This window comes from Arthrobacter sp. Leaf337, assembly GCF_001423745.1.
GTDB lineage: Bacteria > Actinomycetota > Actinomycetes > Actinomycetales > Micrococcaceae > Arthrobacter.
Window position 1 is genome coordinate 34447 of the sequence record NZ_LMPC01000001.1, and the last position, 17306, is coordinate 51752.

General features: G+C 62.6%; 15 protein-coding genes and 1 pseudogene. 7 read left to right on the forward strand and 9 right to left on the reverse strand.

Annotated features, from left to right (window positions below):
- Positions 1-856: 856 nt before the first annotated feature.
- On the reverse strand, positions 857-2140 hold the full coding sequence (locus ASF98_RS00155; protein ID WP_055795875.1) for a hypothetical protein: 1284 nt from the start codon (positions 2138-2140) through the stop codon (positions 857-859).
- Positions 2141-2244: 104 nt separating this feature from the next.
- Between ASF98_RS00155 and ASF98_RS00160 the strand changes: the two genes are divergently transcribed.
- Positions 2245-2970, forward strand: coding sequence for an NYN domain-containing protein (locus ASF98_RS00160; protein WP_200939263.1), 726 nt, complete (start codon positions 2245-2247; stop codon positions 2968-2970).
- Between the two features lie 105 nt (positions 2971-3075).
- Here the strand turns inward: ASF98_RS00160 and ASF98_RS00165 are convergent, their stop codons facing one another.
- From ASF98_RS00165 to ASF98_RS00175, 3 genes are all read right to left on the reverse strand, one after another.
- Positions 3076-4233 (reverse strand): DUF4238 domain-containing protein, encoded by a 1158-nt coding sequence (locus ASF98_RS00165; protein ID WP_055795883.1) that lies wholly within the window; start codon positions 4231-4233, stop codon positions 3076-3078.
- A 435-nt stretch (positions 4234-4668) separates the two neighbouring features.
- A complete protein-coding gene (locus tag ASF98_RS00170; RefSeq protein ID WP_055795887.1) occupies positions 4669-5322 on the reverse strand; it encodes a response regulator in 654 nt (217 codons plus the stop codon).
- A gap of 4 nt (positions 5323-5326) precedes the next feature.
- Positions 5327-6346 carry a HAMP domain-containing sensor histidine kinase gene (locus ASF98_RS00175; RefSeq protein ID WP_055795892.1) on the reverse strand — a complete coding sequence of 340 codons (1020 nt, stop codon included), beginning with the start codon at positions 6344-6346 and terminating at the stop codon, positions 5327-5329.
- A gap of 170 nt (positions 6347-6516) precedes the next feature.
- Between ASF98_RS00175 and ASF98_RS00180 the strand changes: the two genes are divergently transcribed.
- The 5 genes from ASF98_RS00180 to nhaA all read left to right on the forward strand — a co-directional run bounded on the left by ASF98_RS00180 (position 6517) and on the right by nhaA (position 10587).
- Positions 6517-6789, forward strand: a complete 273-nt coding sequence (locus ASF98_RS00180) for a hypothetical protein (RefSeq protein ID WP_200939264.1) — start codon at positions 6517-6519, stop codon at positions 6787-6789.
- 140 nt (positions 6790-6929) lie between these two features.
- Complete coding sequence (locus ASF98_RS00185) at positions 6930-8414, forward strand: DUF1538 domain-containing protein (RefSeq protein ID WP_055795895.1); 1485 nt, start codon at positions 6930-6932, stop codon at positions 8412-8414.
- A complete protein-coding gene (locus ASF98_RS00190) occupies positions 8411-8761 on the forward strand; it encodes a P-II family nitrogen regulator (protein ID WP_055795898.1) in 351 nt (116 codons plus the stop codon). The genes ASF98_RS00185 and ASF98_RS00190 overlap by 4 nt, the downstream gene beginning before the upstream one ends.
- Before the next feature lie 31 nt (positions 8762-8792).
- On the forward strand, positions 8793-9182 hold the full coding sequence (locus ASF98_RS00195; RefSeq protein ID WP_055795901.1) for a CBS domain-containing protein: 390 nt from the start codon (positions 8793-8795) through the stop codon (positions 9180-9182).
- A gap of 73 nt (positions 9183-9255) precedes the next feature.
- Complete coding sequence (nhaA, locus tag ASF98_RS00200; protein ID WP_082506649.1) at positions 9256-10587, forward strand: Na+/H+ antiporter NhaA; 1332 nt, start codon at positions 9256-9258, stop codon at positions 10585-10587.
- 367 nt (positions 10588-10954) lie between these two features.
- Here nhaA and ASF98_RS00205 read toward each other — a convergent pair whose 3' ends face one another.
- Positions 10955-11335 (reverse strand): helix-turn-helix domain-containing protein, encoded by a 381-nt coding sequence (locus tag ASF98_RS00205; protein WP_055795904.1) that lies wholly within the window; start codon positions 11333-11335, stop codon positions 10955-10957.
- A gap of 179 nt (positions 11336-11514) precedes the next feature.
- On the opposite strand from ASF98_RS00205, the gene ASF98_RS00210 reads away from it, so the two are divergent.
- Entirely contained in the window at positions 11515-13038 is a 1524-nt protein-coding gene (locus ASF98_RS00210; protein ID WP_055795908.1) for a SulP family inorganic anion transporter, read from the forward strand.
- A gap of 274 nt (positions 13039-13312) precedes the next feature.
- On the opposite strand, the gene ASF98_RS00215 is transcribed toward ASF98_RS00210, so the two are convergent.
- From ASF98_RS00215 to ASF98_RS00230, 4 genes and pseudogenes are all read right to left on the reverse strand, one after another.
- On the reverse strand, positions 13313-15235 hold the full coding sequence (locus tag ASF98_RS00215; protein ID WP_055795910.1) for an AAA family ATPase: 1923 nt from the start codon (positions 15233-15235) through the stop codon (positions 13313-13315).
- Positions 15236-15403: 168 nt separating this feature from the next.
- Positions 15404-16087 (reverse strand): annotated as a pseudogene (locus ASF98_RS00220) (magnesium chelatase domain-containing protein); the annotation flags it as partial.
- Positions 16088-16444 (reverse strand): YraN family protein, encoded by a 357-nt coding sequence (locus tag ASF98_RS00225; protein ID WP_055795913.1) that lies wholly within the window; start codon positions 16442-16444, stop codon positions 16088-16090.
- A 511-nt stretch (positions 16445-16955) separates the two neighbouring features.
- Positions 16956-17282, reverse strand: coding sequence for a DUF2469 domain-containing protein (locus ASF98_RS00230; protein ID WP_003806068.1), 327 nt, complete (start codon positions 17280-17282; stop codon positions 16956-16958).
- Positions 17283-17306: the final 24 nt, after the last annotated feature.

Consider the following 17306-nt stretch of genomic DNA (forward strand, 5'->3'; position numbering starts at 1 on the left):
CCCACCCCCTAAATTTGACCAGAGACCGCGGTGAGATGGCTTAGCCTGCTGGCCCTTCACGCATACACGGTTAAGGACATACCCCCGGAGGAGTGCGAATAACAGCATGAAGAGTGATACTGCAACCGCTGCAATACCAGGCGAAAGGGTGCGATCATCACATGAACATCAAGCTCGGCTTCAGTCGGCGGAGCTAGCCACTCTCCTGGATGTAGTGCAGTGAAGCCGATGCTTGCTTGCACGTCCTCAAGACCAAGTTTCAACGCTTGACTCGCTCGGGACCACGCCGTCGGAGCAATAGGGAACATGACTGCCGGACCGACCGTGGCGATGTGCGGAGGGGCTTCTTGATGGAGCCGGGCAATCCGATGCTGGACGACCAGGTCCTGCCGCTCGCCGCGACGCCCTCGTGCTTTGTCCAGACGGACAGCGGTCAGTGAGTGAGGGATCCGTTTCGGCGGACGTTCTTCTCGGCTTGCAGGCCGAGCTGACGAGTCATACCGAAGTTGGTCATCGTCCCCCGCGATGGATGGGATGCTGGTCCGCTACAGGATCAAAGCCGCCGGTCTCCGACGTCGTCTGGGCCTGCCGGCACTTTGACAGCGTCGACTCGGACTTCAACGACCTGCTCAGCCGCCGCGATTGCCCATATCCCGGGCTGTTGGGTCGACCTTGAAGCTCTCCCAATGCAGGATCCTCTACTGGTGCCGCATTATTTAGGCTGCGATGACCTATGACGAGCTGTGGGATAAAGGCGAGAAAGCCAATTATTCGGACAATGACATCGCTCAGCCAGGCATCTTAGGCTTCGGCAACCTCACAGCTCGCGTTACCTACGAGGGATCCGCAGCTGACCTCAAGCAGGTCTTGGGGCCCGAGCCTTGCTCCGCTTCAGCCAGCATGCGACCCCCAGCTCGGCTGCCTTCTCCTGGTCCGTGCATACTCCGGCGGCGGTGAATGCGGTGGCCGGGACACTGTCTGCGGTCGGTTCCGGGACTTCACGCAGGAGCCACCCCGTGTGACGGCTCGTGTCGAGGCTAAAACCCTCGGTGAACGGCATCCGTTCCATGTGCGTATGCCGCGGCTCGGCCAGCAACCATTTCTTCTTCTGGTTCGCAGTCGTTTGGGCTCCCCCGTCGTGAATGATCCTCCCGGCCATCGCAGCTGCCTGAGTGAGGTCCTGGTGGCCCCAGAAGACCATGGCAAGCTGATCAGGGTCCTCATGAGTGGGTATTCCCCCGGACAGTGCGGGGGAAGCGAAATGCCATTTGCTGCCTTGGATAAAGTCCAACGGTGTTGGTCGGAGGCCACCGTCAATGCCGGTCTGCCGTGCCGCTTCCTCCACGGTTCGCGCCAAGGTTTCGATACCGGAGATGGTGGCGGACAGATCCAGCCACTCGAAAGGCCGCTCCTCCCAATAATCATCGACTGCCCAATACCATCGCTGTTCGCGGCGATCAGAAGGGGACGGACCTTCCGGGTGTTCTGCGGGCCAGACACCGACGCGGCTTCCGACCTTCTTTGTCGCCACCAGATCGGTGGCCTCCAGCTGGTCCACCATCCTGGTTGCCCCTTTGGTGTCCCTGTCTGTGACCACTCCCGTCAGGTCCACCTGGAGGATGCCGGGACGTTGGCGCACCGCACTCAGGATGGCTGCGAAGCGTTCGTAATCGGCCTTGTGCTCGAGGGCTTGCTCCAGCCGACTTTCGTGGGTTTCCACGGCGAAGGCCGCGTTGCGATCGTGCCGGATGCGTCCCGCTTCCCCCTCTGCTCCGTCATAGGGCTTTTTTGCCTCATCCAGCGCGAACCGTTCAAGGGCTATTACCCGATCGATAACGTCCAACCGCCCGAAAATTGAGGCCAGGTAAAGGGGAACCCTGTCCGGTGCAGACACATTGACGTGGCTGCTGCCGAACATCGTCTTGCGGACTGCGTATCGCTGTGCTTCTTCGTCCAACGCCTGTGCGGCGATGTCCAGCGCATGCGGGTAGTTTTTGGCCCGGACAGTCTCTTGAAAGAGACCCCATCTGAACCTGGGCAAATCACCCAAAATCCGCGCCCGGAAGAAGCGGAGCATCTCATCACGTCTTGCCGGTACATACACCGTAGTGCGCCTTCCGCCGAGGTCTAGTTGCATCATGTGGTCTGATTCGATTTATTATCGTTGCACTTCTCAGATCTCAACTTCACGATGCCACATCAAACAAGTTGACCAGGCTCATGTCTCCCTGCATGATCAACAGGGTGAATCCTGACGAGAAGCGCATTGCCTTGCTCATTGATGCCGACAACGCGCCAGCGTCGAAGATTGATCTCGTCCTTGCTGAAGTTGCACGTCACGGCGTGGCCAACGTGCGGCGGGCCTATGGGGACTGGAAGAGCCCCTACCTGCAGCAATGGCAAGCTGCTCTCCATCCGTACGCGATACGGCCCATGCAGCAATTCGCGTACAGCACTGGAAAAAACGCGGCTGACATGGCGATGGTTATTGATGCTATGGACCTGCTTACGGCAGGCTCGGTGGATGGGCTCGCCCTTTTTTCGAGCGACGCCGACTTCACCCCGTTGGTGATGCGCATCTTGGCGGACGGCCTAAAAGTGTATGGATTTGGTGAGAGAAAAACGCCGGAGCCGTTTGTTAACGCTTGCTCGCTGTTTACTTATGTCGAGGGACTGGGGCAACCCCACACGATCCCTGATAAGTCTTTAGACGGGCTTGGTGGAATGACGGAGTTGCGCGGGGACGCCAGACTCGTGCTTCTGGTACGCAACGCCGTCGAAGCTGCTAGCGGAGATGATGGCTGGGCACACCTCTCCGCAGTTGGAAATCAAATAGGTAACCAAGCATCGCTGGACCCCCGCAACTATGGCTATCAGAAGCTGAGTGACCTCATTGAGGGAATAGGCCTGTTCGAACTCAAGCGGGGGAATCAGCAAGTTCTCGTTCGGGATAAGCGAACCTTGAGATAGAGCACTTCCGGGTGGGGACCCATCCAACATCGGCTCGCTTCGATGGCTTGCGACCTGAATGCACATCCCTGTCCTGCTCGCACAATGGGTGCTTGGCAGCGACCACTAATCCCAAGCGTCAATTATCTTCTGTTCCTCAGGAGTCGGACGAGGAGCTGCGGGCACTTGCTTGGGCCACCACCGTTTGACCACACGGACGGGTGCATCGTGCTGGCCTTCCCACCTCCGCGGCGTCCAGAACCGAAATAGGGATTCGTCCGAATTGGGTAAGTTGATCAGCTGAGACCGGATGCTGACCGGCAGAGCGGGAAGGTACAGTCCCTCCGCAATGTGGTCTCCCGCGGGAGCAATCGCGAAGCTGTGCGCATTCGCGAGGACCGAACTGTTTAGGTCGATCGTTTCGCTCGCCGTTAGCATCGAGCCCGGCTCCAAGGGAGGTTCCAGATCGCGTCGGTACAAAGCAAGCACTGAATGGGGACCAAAAGGGAAGGCCAAAATCGGAGCGCCCCACACTCCACCCCATATGGCTGGCTTGGCCATGTACTCGTGTAGCTCGACGACAGGCTCATCACAAGTAATTAACGCCCTTCGAGTCCCATAAAGGGTCACATGGCGTGTCATGAGGATGCCGGCGATATGTGTCGCCGTTTTTGCTGAAGACTCCAAGTCTTCTTTCCGAGGGATTGGCAGTTGCGACGGATCGGCGCGGAAACGTTCGACATCTGCAACAAGTGCGTCGAGGTCCTTGGAAGGGAACGACCGGTCAGTGGCCGACAATTCGCGCGCGAGATGTCCAGGTCCGCCGACCTCCAAGACCCGGGCCATCTGCTCGGCAAACATTGCACGCCGGCGCAGACGCGCAGAACGGCTGCGCGTCATCTGCACAGCCAGAAAGAGACACAGCCATTGATGCGCTTCGTCGTCCATGGCCCCCGGGCCGGCGGCATCCATGAGTACGATCGAGGCCGAGGCCTTCCTCTCCACCTCGGAAAGCCATGCTTCCCAATAGACCGGAGACGAATCATCGTCTGGCTCATCGAGTCGATAGAAGTCAGTCTCCAACGCGGCCTGGGCCGGAGAGAGTTCGTAAGCGTTCCGCCCGCGCAGAAGGTCAACGACTCTTACTCGCCCATCGACAGCCCAGCGCTCAAGGTAGAACCGGGGGACGAGATGATGGCGTCTTGGCTCCTGCCCCGCCGCTGTCATTGCAGCGGCCCGCGCAGCTGCCGTAGCCCAGAGGTCATACGTAAGTTCCGTTCCCATTACAGGAGCGTATCCAGAGACAACAGCACTGTCGGAACTGTGTCTGACCAGCCGTCATTCCAACTAACCTGCTCACACCTTCGGAACCGGGACACTCCATTTCGGCATCCTGCTGCCAGTGCCGTCGGATCGTCGCCCGGCAGCACGTCCTTGACATCAACGGCAGGAAGCGCCTGCGAGCTGCCGTGCTCCGCACCCTCGCAGCATCTCCCCGACCTGGCCGAGCTCAACCTGCTACGAGCTTCCCCGACGGGGCGGGGTAAATGTCGCCCCTCCGGATTGGTGAGCTGGACAGTTTCTCCTTCTGGGCCGGCCGCTTTTCCTTGTGCGTCCTCAACTGCTGCGGGCTACGTTCGACTGCCCCTGCAGCACCCCCGGCCAGCACGAACAGGCCTGCCTAGGTTCGCGATGTTGCGCGTTCGAACCGGAGACCGCTTACGGCTCGATGAGCCCGGTGCGGATGGCGAACCTTGTGAGGTCCAGCCGGTCGCGCAACCCTAGTTTCTGCAGGACGTTCGCCCGATGCCGGTCCACGGTCTTCACGCTGATACTGAGGATGTCGGCGATCTCCTTGGTGGAGTTCCCTTCTGCGATGAGCTTCGTGATCTGCTCCTCGCGGGGCGTGAGGATGCTGTCCGGCATCCGGTCACCACGCCGGTCGCGCTCCAGATAGTCGCGGATGAGCGCCGTGACAGCGCCAGGGTAAAGGAAGGACTCCCCGCGCATCGCTGCGCGGCATGCCTCGATGAGGTCGCGGTCGGCGACCGACTTGAGCACATAGCCAGAGGCACCGGCGCGCAGCGCCTCGAAAAAGTACTGTTCGTTGTCGTACATCGAGAGGATGAGGATCCGTACGTCGGGGGCGCTGCGTGATATCTGCCGTGCCGCCTGGATTCCGGTCATTTGGGGCATTGCGATGTCGAGAATCGCGAGGTCTACCCCGCCTGCGGCCGCTGCGGCGACTGCTTCTGTGCCGTCGGCGGCCTCGGCCACGACGGTGAGGTCGGGTTCTGCGTCGAGGATCATGCGAAGGCCTCGGCGGACCAGGGCGTGGTCGTCGGCGAGCAGGATGCGCGTGGGTTCGGCCATCGGCTTAGCTCTCTGCCCTTGCCCGGGCAACGACCAGGCGAACGTCGGTCCCCCCGTTCGGTCGTGCGGTGATCGTCAGCTCGGCACCGATGAGCAGGGCGCGCTCGCGCATCCCGCGGATGCCTGCGCCCTCGCGGAGGTCCCCGCCCTGCCCGTCGTCGAGAATCCGGAGGGTCAGCCCTTTCGTCGTCGAGGTGAGCGCGAAATGGACTCGTGTCGCGTGCGCGTGCCGGGCGACATTGGTGAGTGCCTCCTGAGCGATGCGGTAGAGCACGAGCTCGACCTCCCCGCTGAGTTCGGGGAACTCGTCGTCGAGCTCCCAGACCACCGGGATCCCGCTTGAGCGGGAGAACTCCGAGCCCAGTGCACTCAGTGCGCTCCGTAGGCCGAGGTCCGCGAGCACGCCCGGGCGCAGGCGCTGCGCCACCTGTCGGACCTCCTCCAGGCTCGCGCGGACCGCTTCCTGGGCGACGAGGCTCTCCTCGCGGAGATCGTCCGGAGATCGGTCTACAACCCGCTTGAGACTGAGGAGAGCGACAGTTAGGCTCTGGCCGATCTGGTCGTGCAGTTCCCGGGAGATCCGCTGACGTTCTCCCTCCTGCGCGGCCAGCGCGAGGGCGCTGCTCGCACTGTTCTCCGCCTCCAGCCGGTCGAGCATCTCATTGAAGGTGCGGATGAGGTCCTTGAGGTCACCATTGCCGGCCTCGGTCGCCCGATCGCCACCGCGTCGCAGCAGGCCCACCCGGCGCATCACGGTCGTCAATTCGTCGAGTGGCGCGAGGCTGGCCCGAACCAGGGCAGCGTTGGCAGCGAGGATGAGAGCCAGTCCAATGAGGAGGACCGGTACCTCGGTGAGCAGGACGGGCGAGGACACCGTCGCCGGCGAGAGCGCCAACACTAGCGTGCCGATCGCAAAGAGCAACCCATTGATGATGAACAGCCGCCAGAACAGCAACTGTGCCGGTCCCTTCGGAGGCAGGCCGGATGTCGCGCCGGCAGCCCTGGTTTCGAGCGGAGTCCGCATGCGACTAGCCTGACCCGGCTTGCGTCCTTTGTCCATGAGGGCTGGCACCCACGGGCGTCGCAGTCCCGGGCGCGAGGCGCACCGGAAATGGGTGTCAGGCCCAATGGCACCCCCACACCCGCGAGGGGAGACTGAATGTACCCCAAGAACCGGCGGAACGGAGGGCCAAATTGGAGACCACCCACTCCACAATGCCCGGCTCCGGGGTGCTGCACGACTGCCTGACCCGCGACGGCCAGCAATTCCGCATCCTCGTCACGCGTCCCGGCGGACGCGAAATCTTCGTTTACGACCCGGCGGACCCCGACCGGGTGGTGGCAAGGATCGTGCTCGAGGAGGACGAGGCCGATCAGGTCGCCGAGCTCCTGCACAGCCAGCCGATCACCGATCGCATAGCCGAACTCGAACGCCGGGTCGCCCAGCTCGCAGAGAGCGGGCGATGACGGCAGGGAGCGGGCGATGACGATTGTGGACCCGCCCAAGTCGTCGATTCACACCGGAGGCTCGGTTGATGGACGCGACTCGGCCGGACCGGCGAACTGACAAGCCAGGTACTCGCAGGATCATTCCGGGAGAGGACCCGATGGAGCACCTCAGCAGATTCGCCCGCGAATTCCTTAAGGCGCTCAGGAACCTTCTGCCCATCGTTCTCGTCGTTGTTCTGTTCCAACTGCTGGTCTTCCGCTCGATGCCCGATGACCCACTGGGGCTGGTGGCGGGACTCCTGATTGTGGCTGTGGGCATTGCCCTGTTCCTGCATGGCCTGGATCTGAGTATCTTCCCGGTGGGCAAGAACCTGGCTAACCAGTTCGTCCGGAGCGGGGCCCTGGGGTTGTTGCTGCCTTTTGGGTTTGCCATTGGCTTTGCTGCCTCCGTTGCTGAGCCGGCGGTGATCGCTGTCGCGGAGCAGGCCCAATTGGTCAGCGGTGGCCGGATCAATGCACTGGTGCTGCGCTTCGTCATCGCCGTGTCGGTGGGACTGGTCTTGATCCTGGGCGTCCTGCGTGTCCTGCGGGGTTGGGCGGTGTACAAACTGCTGATCGCCGGCTACGCGATGGCGCTGGGACTCACCTATATTGCCCCGCCGGAGATCATTGGTCTTGCCTACGATTCGGGCGGGGTCACCACCAACATCGTCAGTGTCCCGCTGATCGCGGCGATTGGTCTCGGCCTGGCCAACTCCATCAGGGGACGCAGCCTGCTCGCCGACGGCTTTGGCCTGGTCGCGCTTTGCGTAATGGTGCCGATGATCGGGGTTCAGCTCTACGGCATCTGGGTCTACAGCTTCGGCGATTCCGGGCCGTCTCCGCCGGTGACCGACGCAGGGGACGGCCCAACGGATTGGGTGGTCGGCATGATCCTTGGCCTCGCCTCGATGGTCCGGGAGGTCCTGCCTATTGTGGCCGTTGTCTTGTTCTTCCAATGGGTCGCCCTGCGGCGGAGGCTGCCCCACCCGGTGCGGGTCGTCACCGGCTTCATCATGGTTCTGGTGGGACTGTATGCGTTCGTGGTGGGACTCAAGCTCGGTTTGTTCCCGCTCGGGACCCTGATGGCGGAGCAGCTGATCGAGCAGGGAGTCCCGGCCCTGATCCTGCTCTTCGCGCTGCTCATTGGCTTTGCGGTCACCATGGCAGAACCCGCCCTGGTGGCTATCGGAGAACAGGCGCAGGACGCGTCTCCGGGCAAGATCAGCGCGTTCGCCGTCAGGGTCATTGTCGCCGTTGGTGTAGCGCTCGGGATCGGCTTCGGTGTCTACCGCATTCTGGTGGGAGGACCGTTCCACTACTTCATCATGGCCGCCTATGCGGTCGCTATCGTGATGATGTTCCTCGCCCCGAAGTACATCATCGCACTGGCCTTCGACCTGGGCGGGGTGACGACGTCGGAGGTCACGGTGCCGCTGGTAACCGCCCTCGGGATCGGCCTTGCGGCCGCCGTGGAGGGCCGGAACGTGTTGATCGACGGCTTTGGCCTGATCGCCTACGCCTCCATCTTCCCTGTCATCTCCGTCATGGCGTATGCCATGGTGATGGAGAGATTTCCCCGGCTTCGGAAGGAAGCGCCGTGAAATTCACAGCAGTCATCGTGATCGCCCCGGACGAGCTTGAAGACAAGGTGATTGAACACGCCCAGAAGTCCGGTGCCACGGGTGTGACAATTTTGCCGGGCAAGGGCATCGGGGGCGAGGCCAGGAAGACGTTTTTCGGGCTCACCTTCGAAGGGACGCAGTCCGTGCTGCTGATGATCGTGGGGACACACCTGACAGCGCCGATCCTGAAGGAACTGCACTCGATATTGGTTCAAGGTACGGAATCCCGCGGCCTGGCCTTCGCGATCCCGATCGAGCACCTGACCGGGATCGATATGCGGCAGGTGGTCAGGTTCGAGGAGCATCTGCGCCGCGAGGGCTCCTAACCCGGTCCAGCACTTTACAAGGAGGAAAGAGATGCTCACCGTCAAAGATGTCATGGTCCCCGAGGTCGTCACGATCTCCCCGTACAGCACATTGCGGGAGGCACTGTCGATGATGAAGGAGCGCCAGGTGAAGAGCCTGGTGGTGGAACGGCAGCACGCGCACGACGCCTACGGCATGTTGAGCTACAGGGAACTCCTGGACACAGTCGTTGCGCAGGAGGGCGATGTGGACCTCCTGAACGTTTATGATGCTGCCACGATCCCTGCGATCACCGTCAACGAGCAGCTGTCGGTGCGTCAGGCGGCGGCCCTGATGAGCCGCTATCACCTCAGCCGGCTCATCGTAGTCGAAGGCAATCAGCTCGTCGGGCTGCTGGCCATGAATGACATCCTGGCCCGGCTCATGGAGGAACTGACGTGACATTCACGCGGCTGCGCTGACCTGGACGTCGCCGCGGGACATTGTTTGTCGGGACAACTCGAGGATTCACCGTATGGACCAGAAGTCACCGGACCCCCGCCCCCGTTCATTCCTGTTCGGAGCGGGGAGTTCTTCTGAGTTGCTGCGCCTCGGTTCCATCCTGCGCAAAGAGACTGTCGGCGGCGCGCTGCTGGTGGTGGCTGCGATCATCGCGCTGGTCTGGGCAAACTCCCCGCTGTCTGCCGGCTACTTCCAGCTGAGGGATATCCGCGTCGGATACGAACCGTGGCATCTGGAGCTCAGCCTGGGCGAGTGGGCGTCGGACGGTCTGCTGGCCGTCTTCTTTTTCCTCGTTGGCCTGGAACTTAAGCGGGAGTTCCTGATCGGGGATCTGCGCGAGCCCGGCAAGTCGGTCGTGCCGGTTGCCGCTGCCGCCGGCGGGGTCGCCGTTCCCGCCATCATCTACTCCGTGGTCAACGTGGCCAGTCCCGAAACGCTGAGGGGGTGGGCGATCCCGACGGCGACGGACATCGCGTTCGCCGTCGCTGTCCTGGCCCTGATCGGTTCGCACCTGCCCGGTGCCTTGCGGATTTTCCTCCTGACACTCGCCGTGGTTGATGACCTGATCGCCATTGGCATCATCGCGGTCTTCTATTCGCACGACATTCGTCCGGAACCGCTGCTGGTTGTGCTGCTCGCCTTGAGTTCCTACACCCTTCTTGCACACAGGTACCGGCGGTTCTTCGGCACACGAGGAGCGGCCTGGCTGATCCTGCTTCCTTTGGGCGCTGCCGCCTGGGTGCTGGTCCACAATTCAGGAATTCACGCGACTGTTGCAGGGGTCATGCTGGGCTTCGCTGTTCCGCTGGCTCACTCCAAAAGCGGACGGGACCCGGGTGGGGGGTTGGCCGAGATCCTGGAGCACGGGCTGCGGCCCGTTTCAGCTGGTATCGCCGTGCCAGTGTTTGCCTTCTTTGCCGCCGGTGTACAAGTGGGCGGCCGGGACGGGATCGGCTCCCTGTTCGCTAACCCGGTGACCGTCGGGATTATCATCGCCTTGGTCGTGGGCAAACCAGTCGGGATCCTCGGAACGGTCTGGCTCCTGACCAAGGCCACCAGGGCAAGACTGGACCGCTCCATCAAATGGATCGATATTTTCGGGGTTTCGCTCCTCGGCGGGATCGGCTTCACGGTTTCCCTGCTGGTCGCGGAGCTCAGCTTCGGCCACGGCAACAACTATGGTGATCAGGCGACGACAGGGATCCTGGCGGCGTCCCTCATCGCCTCACTGCTGGCCGCTGCGGTCCTGCTGCCCAGGAACCGGCACTACCGACAGGCCAGCTTGCCCCGGCCTGCCAGCGCGGCCGGCTCGGGCTCCGGAGAGTCTTCGCAATCTGCTGCATGAACTCTCCGACGCAACGGGCCTGGCACCGACCGCAGCAAAGTTGCCGCCGACCTGCCACGGCAACCCGCTGCAACAGATCATGGAGGGGCCAACGGCAAGCGCGACGTCGTAGACGGACATCTTGCATAGCCTCGACCTCGTGACCCGGCCGGGCCTGGAGTCGTGAACCCACGCCCGTGATGCATAGGCACAGCCTGGAGGATCGCCAGAGTCCGCACCAACTCTCAAGTCCGGGATGGGTCGCGAAACTACCACCTGATCGGCTGCTTTGCTTAGGCGTGGGGCGCGGCAGGGCTGCAACACCTACCTCACAACTTTTCGCCAGACACCGCCGTAAGGCGGCTAGGCCCACTGCCGGGACGACTACTCAGGACGGGCCGCTGAGCCTTTGAATGAACTCATCGGCCTGGGCCAGGTTCCGCGCCATCTTGGCCCGCTGTTGCACAGCCCTCTCCAGGAATTCCGCCAGCGCCACGGATTTGTCCGGCGACGCGCTGTCCGGCGCTCCAAGGAGGGCAAGGATTTCAGCCATTTCTTCCAGCGAGAATCCCAAAGGCTTCATCTGCTTGATGACCATGAGGCGCTCGAAGTCGTCCTCCGAGAACACCCTGAACCCGCCGTCCGTCCGGGCAGTAGCAGGCAGCAGCCCCACGTCGTCATAGTGCCGAATGGTCCGCAGGGAAAGGCCAGTCCGCTCTGCCAATTCGCCGATATGCATGGTTTTGGTGCTGCTGGTCTTGACCGTCATCAGCGCCTCCGTCCTGTTCGGATTTAAACTCTACCATCACGTTAGAGTAGGGTTATCTATGGTCGGGTGAGACCTTCAAGACTAGGTCCCCTTCTTGCCGGCGCGGCGCTGCGCCCCCCAGTCATTTGCAAAAACGAAGCCGCACCCGCGCGTCTTCTTGACCATGAACGGAGCCAGCAATGGCCACCAAAACCGCCGGGGATGCCCCCGCTTACACTCCCGAACAGCTTCAGTCTGTTCGGGAAACCCTGAAGTCCCCGCGCCGGCTCAAGACCGAGGTCCTCGCGGGCCTCGTCGTCGCACTGGCCTTGATTCCGGAAGCGATCGCGTTCTCGATCATTGCCGGCGTCGATCCCCGTCTGGGCCTTTTTGCCTCGTTCACGATGGCCGTGACCATCGCATTCGTCGGCGGCCGTCCCGCCATGATTTCGGCCGCCACCGGGGCCATCGCCCTGGTCATCGCGCCGCTGGTGAAGTCCCACGGCGTGGACTACTTCATTGCCGCCGTCATCCTTGCCGGGATCTTCCAGGTCATCCTCGGACTCTCCGGGGTCGCGAAGCTGATGCGCTTCATTCCCCGCTCGGTGATGGTGGGCTTCGTCAACGCCCTGGCCATCCTGATCTTCATGTCCCAGGTCCCCGAACTGATCGGCGTCCCCTGGCTGGTCTACCCGCTGGTGGCGCTGGCGCTGGTGATCGTGTTCGGCCTGCCCAAACTCACCAACGTCGTTCCCGCCCCGCTGGTCGCGATCGTGGTCCTGACCCTCATTACCGTCCTGGCTTCCGTCGCCGTCCCCACGGTCGGGGACAAGGGCGACCTGCCCGAATCGCTGCCGTCCCTGTTCATCCCCAATGTGCCGTTCAGCCTTGAGACGCTGCAGGTCATCTTCCCGTTCGCGCTGGCCATGGCCTTCGTGGGCCTGTTGGAATCCCTGATGACCGCCAAACTCGTCGATGACGTCACCGACACCCGGTCCCACAAAACCCGCGAGGCCTGGGGCCAGGGCGTGGCGAACATCGTCACCGGCTTCACCGGCGGCATGGGCGGCTGCGCGATGATCGGCCAGACCATGATCAACGTCAAGGCCTCCGGAGCCCGCACCCGGATCTCGACGTTCCTGGCCGGTGTTTTCCTGCTTATCCTCGTCGTAGCCCTCGGCGGCGTCGTTTCCGTGATCCCCATGGCGGCGCTCGTCGCGGTGATGATCTTCGTTTCCTGGGCAACGTTCGACTGGCACAGCATCCACCCCCGCACCCTGAAGATGATGCCTAAGAGCGAAACCCTGGTTATGGTTGCCACGGTCATCGTCACGGTAGCCACCCACAACCTGGCCATTGGTGTCGGCGTCGGCGTGCTGGTGGCGATGGTAATGTTCGCCCGCCGCGTGGCCCACTTCGTCACCGTGGAGCGGACCGTCAAGAACATTGAGGGCCACGAGACCGCCACCTACACCGTGGACGGCGAGCTGTTCTTTGCTTCCTCCAACGACCTCTACACCCAGTTCGAATACGCACATGATCCGGAGCACGTCATCATCGACATGCACGCCTCCCACCTTTGGGACGCCTCCACCATCGCCGCCCTGGACGCCATTACCGAGAAGTACCACCACCACGGTAAAGACGTGAAGATCGTCGGCCTCAACGACGCCAGCATCCTGATGCGTGAACGGCTCGGCGGCAAACTCGGCGGCGGACACTGAACCAACCCGTGATCCTCAAGAGCTCCCCTTGCAACTGGAAGGGGAGCTCTTTACATCTGGGGGTGCAGACCAAGGCCAAAAAGCTAGATTCACTTTCCGGCAAGACGATCATCTCGCCCACCGATATCGGGAACGCGGCACGGCAGGGCTGCGACACCCATGCCCCATCATTCGCCAGTTAACGTCCAGAAGGCAGGTAGGTGCGTCCCAGGCGCACCTGACGCGGGTGCCTCCCGGCAACCAATTGCGTAACCCGAATACGACGGGTTACTGCTCACGCGTGCGACTCGTTGATCCGCCGAGCCAGGTTCTCGAAGTTGCCCAGCGTGGTCTGCGAGAGCTTCCCGACCTTGGCCGGGTTGCGGAGCAGGATCTCCGCCGGACGCCAATGATCGAACTTGCCGTCCAACGCCTCCAGCCTGAGGATCAGCCGATCGGGATGCTTAGGCAGGTCTCCCACCTTGTGCGAAGTGCCAAATGCCTCGTTGTACAGCCCGAGGTAGTCACCTATGGTGAACAGATCTTCGATGTCGCTGTGCTTTTGCTCCAGGACGGATCCGACGAACACCACACGTTTGCTGGCGATCTTGTTCGCCTTCATCGCGGCCTCGACCTTCCCGCCACCCTCCGTGCCGGAGTCGAGGAGCACGGTGACGGACACCTTCTGCCCGAGGAGGGCCACAAAGGCGGGGACGTTCGATGCGCCTCCGGCCGGGAGGATCCGCCAGAGCTCGTCGAGCCCGTCGCGTCCCTGGTCGCGGAGGTGCCGGCTGATCACGTCGAGGTATGCCAAGTCCGACGGGCCCTCCACGAGCAGATTCCGTTCCCCGATGAAGAGGTTCTGCGACAAGTCGTATCCGAGGGCGGCCTGCAGCGGGAAGGCACTGTCCTCGCCGACCTCCAGGGCATCTGAGGACGTCACGGAGCCGATGTCCTCACCGCGGTCCTCCACAACGCGCACGCGCTCGATCTCCTCGACCATGAACGGCGAATGAGTCGTGTAGATGACCTGCCCGACGGGTGCGAGGCGCTTGTTGATGAAGCGCAGGAAGTCACGCTGGGCCTTGGCATGGAGCGTGAGCGCGGGCTCGTCGAGCAGGATTACCACGTCGTCGCGCTCCTCGAACTCGCTGAAGGCCGCGAGGAAGGAGAAGAACCACTGGTAGCCAGACGACCTGAGGGAGAAGTTGTTCGTGAAATCGTGCTTGCGATCCTCGACGCGGAAGTTGAGGTAGCGCACGACGCTCGTCTGGCCGTTCGAGGCTGCAACGGTCTCTGGTTCGATCTCCACCTTGATCCGCAGCTCAGGGTTCGTGCTCCAGTACTCAGCCATCTCGCGGGAGAGGTCGCTGGATACGGCCTCTAGTTCCGCGGTGCGGGACTCGAACTCTGCGTCAGTCACGGAGTCGATGTCGGTGTCGGCCAGCCGGAGCAGCGCGCGGGCCGTCTGCTTCGGCGACGCACCGGGCTGCTCGTTGTCCAGAGTGCGCAGAGTGGCGACGTCCACTCGCCCCTCGAGGTTCTGGTATGACGCGAAGCGGAAGAACTTCGGCATCCGCGATCGCACAGTCTTCCTCGCGATCGCCCCCAGGTCCTCTGCATCGCCGATCAGGGACGTGATCCTCTCCAACACCTCGGCGTCGGCAGCGGCGTTCTCGTCAGGGACCTCTTCGGTCTCCCCGGCCGCGTCGACGACGGCTGGCGCAGGCTTAGGCTTGGCTGCGAGGGCCTCCTTGAGCGATGCGACTGTGTCGTGCGCCTCCAAGAGGGCCTCGGCGTCTGCATGATCTTTGAGCACGTTCTTCAAGAACTGGGCCTCGTCGACCGGCACCCCTACCCAGAGACTGCCATTGTAACGTCGTCCGATAGTCACGGTCTCCGCCGTGACGACGCCCTCACCTAATTCGTCACGGAGCGCTTCGAGGTCATCTTCGTCCAGCTGGAAGGTTGCTTGGATGGGCGACACCACGGAGAGGTCTTCTTTCCTACCGTCGCGCTTCCACCGCCAGCGGGGGTAGTCGTCCCGCTCTACGAACGTATCTCCGTAGACCGGATTCAACCGGTAGAGCGCGTCCAGCATCGTCGATTTACCCGACTCGTTCATACCGACCAAGGTCGTCACATCCGACTCCACCGATACCTCGGTCGAGTCCAACACGTTCTTGTACCGGCGAACCCGGAACGATGCCAGCTTCATTGCTCCCCTTCTGCAGACCTTCGTGATGCTCGTTCAGCATACTTTGAGCCTCCGACATTCGAGCGGCGGAACACTCGGCCGATTCTGCCCACCCCTCGATTTCACCGGAGACCGCGGTGAGGTGGTTGGGCCTGAGCCTCGTTTACGCATAGACACTTTAGATCGGACTCCCGGCGGACCGGACAGGAGCAGATGGTGGGCACCGGCGGCAGCAACTTCAAGCGCCCTCCTGGCATCACCTTGCCCGGAGACGTCGCACATATCCGGCGCCACCCCGGCCCCGGAGGCGGCGGCGTCGGAGGAATCTTCGTCGTCGGGTTCGAAATCCAGGGCAAGCTCCTGCGGATCCGCCCCGAAGTCACATGCGAGCCGGGCCAGGGTCCTGTACCCGCGGACCCTGGCCCCCGGCACGAGTTCAGCCTCAGCCGCATTTGCGTGCGCCACCACAATGTCCGCATACCCGGCCTGCACGGCGGCCATGACGGCCGGGAGGATTCCCCGGACCGGCCTGAGCCTGCCATCGAGGCCCAGTTCGGCGATAAACACTGTCCGCTCTGTGGAGCGGATGTCATTCGCAGCGCGAAGGACGGCCATGGTGATGGCCAGGTCAAAGCCGGAACCCCGTTTGGGCAGCGAGGCCGGAATAAGGTTCGCGGTGATCTTTCGCCGGCTCAACGGGATGCCCGAGTTTTGCGCGGCGGACCGGATGCGTTCCTTGGCTTCGTTAAGTGAGGCGTCCGGAAGGCCGAGAATGACGAAAGCCGGGAGGGTCTGGCCGATGTCGGCTTCGACCTCGACGATGTACCCGTTGAGTCCCACAAGCGCCACTGAGTATGTCCTGCCCAGGGCCACCTACCCCACCCCTTTGAGGTGCTCCACACGCGGCTGGCCGGCGCCGTCGTCCAGGACTGAAACGACGTCGACGCGGCGGAAAGGCATGCGGAGTTCGTGGTCGCGGCACCATGCCGACGCGAGCCGGTGCAGCCGCGCCAGTTTGGCAACACCGACGGCTTCGAAGGGATGACCGTAGGCGAGGGATTTACGCGTCTTCACTTCGGCGATGACGAGCGAGTCGCCGTCCAGGGCGACGATGTCGATTTCACCTTCGGGACAGCGCCAGTTGCGGTCCACGATCCGCATGCCCTGTGATTCCAGATATCCGGCCGCTAATTCTTCGCCGCGCCGGCCAAGCAAGTCTTTGGCTCTCATTGTTACCTCCGCCATCAGCCTGCTGGAGAGGCGGAGGCCGGCAAACCGGCGGAGGGAGCTATGTGGGAAACCCGGTCAAAAGTGTCCTGTGGAGGAGATGTTGCAGCGTGGCGGGAGGCGCTAGGCGCGGGTTCCGCACCTCATGCAGTGGGCAGACTGGTGTGGCCGCTCATCATAGAATCCGGCATGGCTGCTCCAGATGTGCCCTAGGAACCAGCAGAGTATTTTCACGGTGAGATCTTCTCTGATTTCAGCCTGGTAGGCGGTGCCAGTACGAGCCTGCGGTGCTCGATTCAAGCACCGCCAGTATTTGTCTGAACGACGCGGAACCCCCCGCACTGCGGTAGGCCGTCGGAACAGAACTACGAATCAATCCCTTACAGTAGTCTCGCGCCAAGGACGGCCTGGATGCCAGACCTCGGGCAAAAAACAGGTAGTGCACCCGCTGATACGGTGGTCGGCTACCCGCTTCAGGCGCCCGGCCCGGCTACCCGCGCGTCAGCCGCTGGGGTCAGTTGCCCAGGTCCACGTCCTTGGGAAGGGCGAGTTCCTCGTTGCGGGGCAACTCTTCGACGTTGACGTCCTTGAAGGTGATCACCCGCACACTCTTGACGAACCGGGCCGAGCGGTAGACGTCCCACACCCAGGCGTCCTGGAGGGTGAGGTCGAAATAGACTTCGCCGTCGGCGCTGCGCGCCTGCAGGTCCACGTGGTTGGCAAGATAGAAACGCCGCTCGGTCTCGACTACGTAGCTGAACAGCCCGACGACGTCACGGTATTCGCGGTAGAGCTGCAGCTCCATGTCGGTTTCATAGTTCTCAAGATCCTCGGCACTCATGGTTCCATCTTGCACCATTCCGCG

Bases quoted from the DNA above. Each gene is read 5' to 3' on its own strand.
- ASF98_RS00155 (WP_055795875.1), bottom strand. From the start codon at position 2,140: ATGATGCAACTAGACCTCGGCGGAAGGCGCACTACGGTGTATGTACCG.
- ASF98_RS00165 (WP_055795883.1), bottom strand. From the start codon at position 4,233: ATGGGAACGGAACTTACGTATGACCTCTGGGCTACGGCAGCTGCGCGG.
- ASF98_RS00170 (WP_055795887.1), bottom strand. From the start codon at position 5,322: ATGGCCGAACCCACGCGCATCCTGCTCGCCGACGACCACGCCCTGGTC.
- ASF98_RS00175 (WP_055795892.1), bottom strand. From the start codon at position 6,346: ATGCGGACTCCGCTCGAAACCAGGGCTGCCGGCGCGACATCCGGCCTG.
- ASF98_RS00185 (WP_055795895.1), top strand. From the start codon at position 6,930: ATGGAGCACCTCAGCAGATTCGCCCGCGAATTCCTTAAGGCGCTCAGG.
- ASF98_RS00195 (WP_055795901.1), top strand. From the start codon at position 8,793: ATGCTCACCGTCAAAGATGTCATGGTCCCCGAGGTCGTCACGATCTCC.
- nhaA (WP_082506649.1), top strand. From the start codon at position 9,256: ATGGACCAGAAGTCACCGGACCCCCGCCCCCGTTCATTCCTGTTCGGA.
- ASF98_RS00205 (WP_055795904.1), bottom strand. From the start codon at position 11,335: ATGACGGTCAAGACCAGCAGCACCAAAACCATGCATATCGGCGAATTG.
- ASF98_RS00210 (WP_055795908.1), top strand. From the start codon at position 11,515: ATGGCCACCAAAACCGCCGGGGATGCCCCCGCTTACACTCCCGAACAG.
- ASF98_RS00215 (WP_055795910.1), bottom strand. From the start codon at position 15,235: ATGAAGCTGGCATCGTTCCGGGTTCGCCGGTACAAGAACGTGTTGGAC.
- ASF98_RS00225 (WP_055795913.1), bottom strand. From the start codon at position 16,444: ATGAGAGCCAAAGACTTGCTTGGCCGGCGCGGCGAAGAATTAGCGGCC.
- ASF98_RS00230 (WP_003806068.1), bottom strand. From the start codon at position 17,282: ATGAGTGCCGAGGATCTTGAGAACTATGAAACCGACATGGAGCTGCAG.